The organism is Leisingera sp. JC1, from assembly GCF_001679925.1.
GTDB lineage: Bacteria > Pseudomonadota > Alphaproteobacteria > Rhodobacterales > Rhodobacteraceae > Leisingera.
On sequence record NZ_LYUZ01000162.1, the window covers coordinates 1 to 4005 of the forward strand.

The 4005-nt window shown below is 56.0% G+C and carries 5 protein-coding genes and 3 pseudogenes; 2 read left to right on the plus strand and 6 right to left on the minus strand.

What is annotated here, in order from left to right; all coding sequences use genetic code 11:
- Positions 1-191, minus strand: a pseudogene (locus A9D60_RS25190) (IS256 family transposase); the annotation flags it as partial.
- A gap of 134 nt (positions 192-325) precedes the next feature.
- Here A9D60_RS25190 and A9D60_RS25195 point away from each other — a divergent pair.
- Complete coding sequence (locus tag A9D60_RS25195; RefSeq protein ID WP_065270123.1) at positions 326-778, plus strand: hypothetical protein; 453 nt, start codon at positions 326-328, stop codon at positions 776-778.
- Between the two features lie 108 nt (positions 779-886).
- Here A9D60_RS25195 and A9D60_RS26415 read toward each other — a convergent pair whose 3' ends face one another.
- The 5 genes and pseudogenes from A9D60_RS26415 to A9D60_RS25885 all read right to left on the minus strand — a co-directional run.
- The gene (locus tag A9D60_RS26415; RefSeq protein ID WP_141118062.1) at positions 887-1111 is read right to left on the minus strand and encodes a hypothetical protein; all 225 of its coding nucleotides are present in this window, start codon (positions 1109-1111) and stop codon (positions 887-889) included.
- 303 nt (positions 1112-1414) lie between these two features.
- A pseudogene (locus A9D60_RS25880) lies at positions 1415-1591 on the minus strand (IS110 family transposase); the annotation flags it as partial.
- Positions 1592-1909: 318 nt separating this feature from the next.
- Positions 1910-2218 carry a hypothetical protein gene (locus A9D60_RS25200; RefSeq protein ID WP_065270124.1) on the minus strand — a complete coding sequence of 103 codons (309 nt, stop codon included), beginning with the start codon at positions 2216-2218 and terminating at the stop codon, positions 1910-1912.
- A gap of 181 nt (positions 2219-2399) precedes the next feature.
- Positions 2400-3092 (minus strand): aspartate/glutamate racemase family protein, encoded by a 693-nt coding sequence (locus A9D60_RS25205; protein ID WP_065270125.1) that lies wholly within the window; start codon positions 3090-3092, stop codon positions 2400-2402.
- Between the two features lie 313 nt (positions 3093-3405).
- Positions 3406-3744 (minus strand): annotated as a pseudogene (locus A9D60_RS25885) (cell wall hydrolase); the annotation flags it as partial.
- A 72-nt stretch (positions 3745-3816) separates the two neighbouring features.
- Between A9D60_RS25885 and A9D60_RS25210 the strand changes: the two are divergent.
- The coding region (locus tag A9D60_RS25210; RefSeq protein ID WP_254656798.1) for a transposase at positions 3817-4005 on the plus strand (189 nt) is incomplete at its 3' end.

Sequence of the window (4005 nt, forward strand, 5' to 3'; positions counted from 1 at the left end):
TTGGCGGGCTGGTTCTGGCCTTCAGGCGGCTCCTGCGCGCGCTCTTCGCTGAGATGTTCGTCCAACTCGGTGCTCAGCGCACGTTCCGCAAGCGCCTTGGTCAGTTCGGAAAGAATGCCCTCCTTGCCGAAAAGGTCGCCGGGCGAACGCCCTTCCATCAGCCGGTCCAACAGGTCTTTGTCTATGCTCATACGTGGGTCTCCTCAAAAGTGAGCTACCACGCCGGGGCACAAAATTCAGGATAGTCCCTTAACGTGATAGGGATCCGGTCAGCGGACTTCATCAAGGCCAGCGGACAAATGCGCCGCGCAAACAGGCCGGACAAATGACCGCTAGCAATAAGATCTCAATCCTTAAGAAAACTCTTGCAAAACAGGGGCTGTCCACAAATGACAGCACTGCTCAACGCGACACCGTGCATGGCCTGAAGTGCATTGACGACCGGGGCCAATGTCCACTCGGGCACCAGCGCATCAATATGGGCCGTAAGGCGGACGAGCCTTTCGCGGGCATTGCGTTCGGCCTGCAACATTTCCTGCAGTGCAATCTGATGTGCGGGGTCGTCGAAACTCTGGCGTTGAAGACATTGGAAATACAGCATCGTCCACAGTTTGGTACTGTGATAAACCCGACCGTGCCGGAGCAGGAACGCAGATACGTGCTGGCGCTAGTGGCGCTGGTCCTGCGCCGCGCTTTCCCGGACCCAGTTAAGGTCGCGCATCGCTTCATGGGATTCGTCAGGAACCCAGATCGGCGTCAGCTCCCCAGCGCGAAATAGCCGCACAAGACGCAGGGCATCAAAGCGGTCGGTCTTGACCCACTCGCCGGCGCGCATTGGAATCAACAAGGGCGCAACCACAGAGCACTCGAAACTGAAAGCCCGAACCTACCGATAGAGCCCGTATCCTGTCGGCCCGGCTTGATAGCAAACAGCCACGGGTGTTGCGAGTTTGGCGATGTTTCTCAGCAAGGTGTGAACGGACGCGGGTGCATTCTCAAAGGTGCCCCAGGACACGACCTCGCCGCCTGGCGTCCGATCTGCAACCGGTACTGCAAGCTTGTCCCTGGAAACGTCGAAACCGACGCATGTCACCGAAAGTTCGTCTTTCATGCCAATCCTCCATCGCAAAAGGCGACATGCACCGCCCTGGGATCAAACTAACGTATGCGGTGTCTCCGATACCGCCTGCGCTTTGGCGGCATCGGTCCAGCGACGGTGCCCAGAGGCGTAGATCTCAACGCTCAGCAATCTGAGAAACGAATTTGTCGCGCACATTGCGAAATGCACCCCCATCTTGAGATGGGTATCACCTCGCACCCGAAGCCACGGGCGGCAACGTGGGGTGGGACCGCCGCTTACAAACTAACGGCAATGCCCACAGGTGGTGCCGTACCAAAGACATGCGGTCTTACCCGACAAGGGAACGGTCTCGAACACAACTCGTTTGGTGAACGGCGCACGCTTGCGTACCACCTGCGCAATGACAACCGGATCCGAGGCACATTTTCCGCGCCAAAGGCGCTGCCCGTCACGTCGGATCGAAACTGCCGTCTCTTTCTTCGACACATCGAGACCGACATACTCTTCCATGGTTGTTCTCCCTCAGATGCTTGGGCCGGGCGTCCAGTCGTGAGCTCTTATTTCCATCTTATCGGGGAACAGCCATTCTCCAAGCGTGAGGAACGTAAGGGCGACTCGCTCTCGCGAATACCCCATGTGCGGTCATGTTTCAGATGCAGTACTGACCAAACACCGCAGAAATCGTCAAAATATGTCTTGCTATGCAGGCACCATCCACAGAGGTCGTTTGGACCCGCAGGAATCGGCGGGGCTTAAATCGCCCATTCGCTGCAACCAAGAACGATCATCAAGGAGGGAGGCGGCGCTGACTTTTTAGCAGGAGCGTTTCTACTCGACGGGATTGTGGTGCCCCCAGGCTGGTGATCGAGGGCCGCTATAAGGCTGTAGATCAACGCAATACTGGTAGATTGTCTTGCCGTCCTGCTCGAAAACGACATGCTTGGTTGCAAACACAAGAAAACGGACTGGTTTTTCCGGCGAGCCGACTTTCCCAGCTCCATCAAGGCGAATCCAACCGTGGTCGTCGAAGCGTTCGCCAACGTGAAGCGGCATAAAGGGGCGTTCTGACTGAAACACAGCAACGGGCTTATGTTCCCCAGAAATGTCGCAGATAATGAGTTCGTAGACATCAGGCATCGGTTCAATATCTTCCTTCCAATTCCGCGAGAACCTAACCCGACGCTTCCCTTATGACGAGCAGAAAGGGCTCCAAGAGTGAGTTCGCTACATTCCGGGCGAACGCTCCTGATTTCCCAGGCCTGCCGGGCTGCCGAGGATTCTAAGATCACCGCGCGACACGCCTAAGATTTTCCCGGACCTAATCGCTTAACGCCAAGGTGAGCGCCGCATCACAATGGACCAAGGTCGTGTCGAACACCGGCACCGGTACATTGCCCTGATTGAGCAGCATCCCGACTTCCGTGCAGCCGAGAATGAGACAATCAGCGCCGCACTCAACAAGACGTTGGGCGATGTCAGCATAGATTGCCTCGCTCTTCGTCGAAACAATATCGCAGCAAAGTTCCTCATAGATAATGCGATGCGTTTCGGCCCGATCTGGTGCCTCTGGTATGATTGGGGTAAGGCCCGCCACCTCCAGTCGCTCGGTGTAGAATGATTGCTCCATCGTGAACGCGGTCGCCATGAGGCCCGGTGAGCGCAAACCCTGTTGCTGGATGAGGGCAGCAGTCGCATCGGCAATGTGCAACAAGGGGATGGAAAGGCCCTGCATCATCTGATCTGCAAGCTTGTGCATCGTATTCGTGGCAAGGATGATGAAATCCGCACCTCCACGCTGGAGAGCCTTAGCCTCCCGGTTCAAAATCTCCCCGGCCTGTGCCCAGTTTCCGGCCATCTGCAAGCCTTCTATGGTAGCGAAATCGAGGGACCGAATGAGTAATTCCGGCGAATGAAGCCCTCCCTTTATTTCCCGCGTCCGGTTGCAAAGCTCACGATAATAATCCTGGGTTGAGGCAGCGGACATGCCACCAAGGATTCCGATTGTTTTCATACCGCTGCTTTCCTTGTGTCTTCGTGTTTCATTTCGTGTTTCATAACGTGAGTTTTATTATCTTCTGTCGTAAAAATTCCGAAACCCGCGACGTCAATCGGAGTCATGTCTGCAAAAACTTCCAGATCGCCGAGGTCCAATGACCGATCGGGGCTCGCATGGCGAGTTCGCCACGCCCCGGGCGAACTGAACTTCGTTCCGGTTCCCGGACACCGGGGTAAAGTAGCCCTGTCCAGGAAAGGAGCGTGGAATGGGACAAGTCGTTAGCGCAAATTGCCTTGACGGAGGCGTTTCCGTTTCAGAAATACTGAACCTAATACCTTTTGGGATATCCTAGAAATACATGGTCGCCGATTGTCACGAGCTCAATTAACTCTGCTGACCATGGCGGCTGTACAGACAATGTATGGTAGAACAATGCTCCGCGTGTCAAACCCGTCCGCTCCTTTTCCATCAGGTATATGGCCAGACGTTTAGCACGGTCATGGGAAACAGGTTCGTTGAACACTTCGGGCGTCCCGTCACATGCGTAACTGAACTGGCAGGCATTGCGCTGCTGATTGCCTTGGTACACCACACCACAGACGGTGTCGGGAAACCGGGTGTCCTGGACACGGTTCAGAATAACTTCTGCCACTGCAATCTGCCCCTGAACAGGTTCACTGTATGCGCCGTCCCGTTCCCATTGATATCGTAGGTTCCGCGCCGGGCTGAAGTTTCCGACATGTTCGCCATCGAGATGGAGGTGAACATGGCAGACGGCAGTGGCTTTTTAGGGCAGTGCGAGGTTGCCGAGCCGCGTCGGGGGAACCGACGTTGGCCGGATGATGTGAAGGCGCGGATTGTGGCCGAGAGTTTTCAGCCGGGCGCGCGGGTTGTCGATGTTGCCAGAGGGCATGACATCATTCCGCAC

Coding starts and splice junctions, on each gene's coding strand:
- A9D60_RS25195 (WP_065270123.1), top strand. CDS start 326: ATGACCGCTAGCAATAAGATCTCAATCCTTAAGAAAACTCTTGCAAAA.
- A9D60_RS26415 (WP_141118062.1), bottom strand. CDS start 1,111: ATGAAAGACGAACTTTCGGTGACATGCGTCGGTTTCGACGTTTCCAGG.
- A9D60_RS25200 (WP_065270124.1), bottom strand. CDS start 2,218: ATGCCTGATGTCTACGAACTCATTATCTGCGACATTTCTGGGGAACAT.
- A9D60_RS25205 (WP_065270125.1), bottom strand. CDS start 3,092: ATGAAAACAATCGGAATCCTTGGTGGCATGTCCGCTGCCTCAACCCAG.